The organism is Halomonas sp. ND22Bw (assembly GCF_003011945.1).
GTDB lineage: Bacteria > Pseudomonadota > Gammaproteobacteria > Pseudomonadales > Halomonadaceae > Halomonas > Halomonas halophila.
The window spans coordinates 1-373 of record NZ_PXWD01000320.1; the positions used below are offsets into that span (position 1 = coordinate 1).

1 protein-coding gene is annotated in these 373 nt (G+C 67.6%); it reads right to left on the minus strand.

Translation table 11 applies throughout. From position 1 onward, the window contains the following. Positions 1-30: 30 nt before the first annotated feature. The coding region (locus CVH10_RS18255; RefSeq protein ID WP_219924795.1) for a transposase at positions 31-373 on the minus strand (343 nt) is incomplete at its 5' end.

A 373-nucleotide genomic window follows, 5' to 3' on the forward strand; every position in this document is an offset into this window, starting at 1 on the left:
GCGGCCGAGCGCGAACCTGGCTAACCGGCGTCAGAAGATCGTCGCGTAGTAGGATTGCTCGAACCGGCCCCGGCTGATCCGGGCCATGTGGTCGATCCGTTCCGGCACCGGGGGCGGGCGGCGGGTCCGTGCCGGTCGTGCGTCAGGACGGGCCAATAGCACCAGATTGGCAATGGCCGCGCCCAACAAAAACTCTTCCTCGGCACCGCGCAGGCCGCGAAGGTGCAAACGGGTTAGCCCCCGCTTACCCTTGGCATCGGCAAACACCCGCTCGACGCTCCGACGCAGCCGCATCGCCGCTTGAATAGGGGCGTCTGCATTTCGCCGCGCACCAGCTCGCGCACGTCCTCGTGTTCGCTGTGCGTCACCGACC